The sequence below is a fragment of the Methylobacterium crusticola genome, from assembly GCF_003574465.1.
GTDB classification, from domain to species: Bacteria; Pseudomonadota; Alphaproteobacteria; order Rhizobiales; family Beijerinckiaceae; genus Methylobacterium; species Methylobacterium crusticola.
Genome location: NZ_QOWC01000431.1, coordinates 1 through 2262, shown reverse-complemented (window position 1 = coordinate 2262; position 2262 = coordinate 1). Strand labels below are relative to the sequence as shown.

The 2262-nt window shown below is 75.2% G+C and carries 4 protein-coding genes; all 4 read right to left on the bottom strand.

The annotated features are described in order from the left end of the window. A partial coding sequence (locus DT057_RS34645) for a hypothetical protein (protein ID WP_128566522.1) occupies window positions 1-395 on the bottom strand: 395 nt, incomplete at its 3' end. Beyond that, window positions 385-1284: a ParA family protein gene (locus DT057_RS34640; RefSeq protein WP_128566521.1), complete on the bottom strand. Its 900-nt coding sequence runs from the start codon at window positions 1282-1284 to the stop codon at window positions 385-387. The genes DT057_RS34645 and DT057_RS34640, both read right to left, overlap by 11 nt. A gap of 16 nt (window positions 1285-1300) precedes the next feature. Beyond that, window positions 1301-1612 (bottom strand): hypothetical protein, encoded by a 312-nt coding sequence (locus DT057_RS34635; protein WP_128566520.1) that lies wholly within the window; start codon window positions 1610-1612, stop codon window positions 1301-1303. A 118-nt stretch (window positions 1613-1730) separates the two neighbouring features. Next, a partial coding sequence (locus tag DT057_RS35845; protein WP_162501613.1) for a hypothetical protein occupies window positions 1731-2262 on the bottom strand: 532 nt, incomplete at its 5' end.

The following is a 2262-nucleotide window of genomic DNA, read 5'->3' as shown; positions in this document are numbered from 1 at the left end:
GGGGCGGGCGCGGCCCGGCCGGCCGCCCGGGGCGCCCGGGCCTTCGGCGCGGGCTTCGGCTTCCCGGCCGGGGCGGTGCCGGTGGCCAGCGCCAGGACGTGGCGGCGGTGCGCGGCGGGCGTCCCCTGCTCCAGGTCCGGATGATGCTTGTCGAGGCGCCCGGCGAGGCTCCTGACCTCGGCGTCCTTGAGCCCGTCCAGGATGAGGGCGAGGGCTTGAGACCCGAGCGCGCCCGCGACCTTGCCCAGGCCCTCCACGCCGAGATTCCGCGCCTTGAGCTGCTTGCTCACCAGGGCGTGGGCGGCCTTGGTCACGTCGCCGCGGATCGCCGGGAACGCCTCCGGCGCCTCCGCGATCGCGCGCAGGACCGCGAGGCCGTCGATCTCAAGCGCCATCCAGGGCCTCCTTCAGCTCGGCCACCACCGGCGTGATCACCGCGCCGATCAGGTCGCGGCTGCCATCCTTATACTTGTTCGCGAAGGTCTGGTACTCGAGCGTCAGCGCGTTCGCGAGGGCGGCCGATTGCGGCACCCGGGTCCTGAACAGGCGGAAGCGGGCCCCGTCCTGGTCGGCGCTGGCCCGCAGGGTGTCGTAGGTGCGCGCCTGGAGCTTCGTCTCCTGCCAGCGCGTGATCAGCACGTGGGGCAGGTTCCGCGGCGTGAGCGTGCTGTCGCTGCCGTGGCCCGTGCCCCAGATCGTCTCGTAGAACGCCTTGAGGCCGTAGGTCGACAGGAAGTCCGAGATGCAGGCGACCACCACGAGGTCGCTCGCCCGGATCGCCACCTCGGTCATCGGCGAGATCCCGGGCGCGCAGTCGAACAGCACGTAGTCGTAGGTCTCCCGCAGGGGCACGAAGTCCTCGTGGAACAGCTTCCACAGGTGGCCCTCGATCGCGTGCATCGAGTACTTGCGCTTGGTCAGCGCGTAGATGATCTCGCGCTCGACGATGCGGAGCGACGGCCCGGAGGGCAGGAGCGAGACCGGCAGCGGTTCGCCGAGATGCGTGGTGCTGCTGACGTAGTCGCGGATGAAGTCAACGAGGCTCGCCTTGTCGCGGTCGACGATGCGCAGGCCGAGGTAGTAGTCGAGGGTGCGGCCCCGCGTGATCATCTCGGCCAGGATCGCGTCCCCGGCAAAGCACACCGACGCGCTGGCCTGGGGGTCGAGGTCGACCACCAGCACCGAGGCCCCGCCGGCCGCGAGGGCGTCGGCCAGCATCACCACCGTGGTGGTCTTGCCGACCCCGCCCTTCATGTTGGCGACGGCGACGAGCTTGCCGCTCACGGACGCACCGTGCGGCTCACGCGCGGGTCTCCGCCACCATGCGCGCCCGAAGGGCGCGCTGCCTGGCCTTGAGCCGCGCCTCGCCCCGCGCGCCCTCCGGCAGGTCCCGGACGAGGTGGCCGACATGGGAGAAGCGGGTCCGGGCCGGAGCCCCCGGCATCAAGAGGAGGATGCGGCCCCCCTGCCCGCGCAGCCGGCCGATGCGGCGCCGACCGAGCAGCCGGTCGCGCAACACCCGGTCGCGCACCGGGGTGCCGTCCGCCGGCAGCAGCGCGAGGCTGCGCGCGGCGCGTTCGGGCGCTGGCTCGCGCGGGCGGGGCTGGGCCATCCGGAACCTCTCGGGTCCGCCCCTTCCACCACCTGCAATGGAACGAAGTCAAGGGCGGTTGCGCCCCGGCCGCCTCTCCGACTGGGCGGCGGCCGCTCCCCAAGAGAGGCCGCGGGCCTCAGCCGCGGGAGCAGCGGGTGTAGGTCACCGAGCCCCGCTCGCTCGACCAGGTGAGCCGGTTGCCCTCGACGGCGAGGCGGACGTGGGAGGACCAGCGCTGGCGGGCATTGCGGCAGGTGGCGGCCACGCTCCAGACGTTGCCGCTGCGCCGGGCGTCCCGGAACGCGCAGGCGGTCTGCCCGGCCCGCGCCCCGCCCGGGCCGATCACCGCCGGCAGGAACCCGCGGCGGGAGGACCGGCGGCTCGCGCAGGCCGCGGCGCTCGGCCCCCAGATCCCGACGTAGCTGCCGCCCTGCCCGGGCGCCGCGGCGCGCGCCGGCTCCGCCTCGGGCTCGTCGTCCGGGTCGTCGGCCGGGGGGCGGGCCACGGCGGCCCGGGCCGGCTTCTGCCGGTGCTCCCGGGAGGGCCGGGGCGACGCCTCGGCCGCCGGCTTCTCGCCGGCCGGCTCCAGGGCCGGGACCAGGACCGCGGAGCCGGCATCCCCGGGGGCGGGCTCGGGCGGCAGGGCCCGCACGGTCTCGCGGGCCGGC

What these genes read in the sequence shown, in the direction of transcription:
- DT057_RS34635 (WP_128566520.1), bottom strand. Translation starts at nt 1,612, where the DNA reads ATGGCCCAGCCCCGCCCGCGCGAGCCAGCGCCCGAACGCGCCGCGCGC.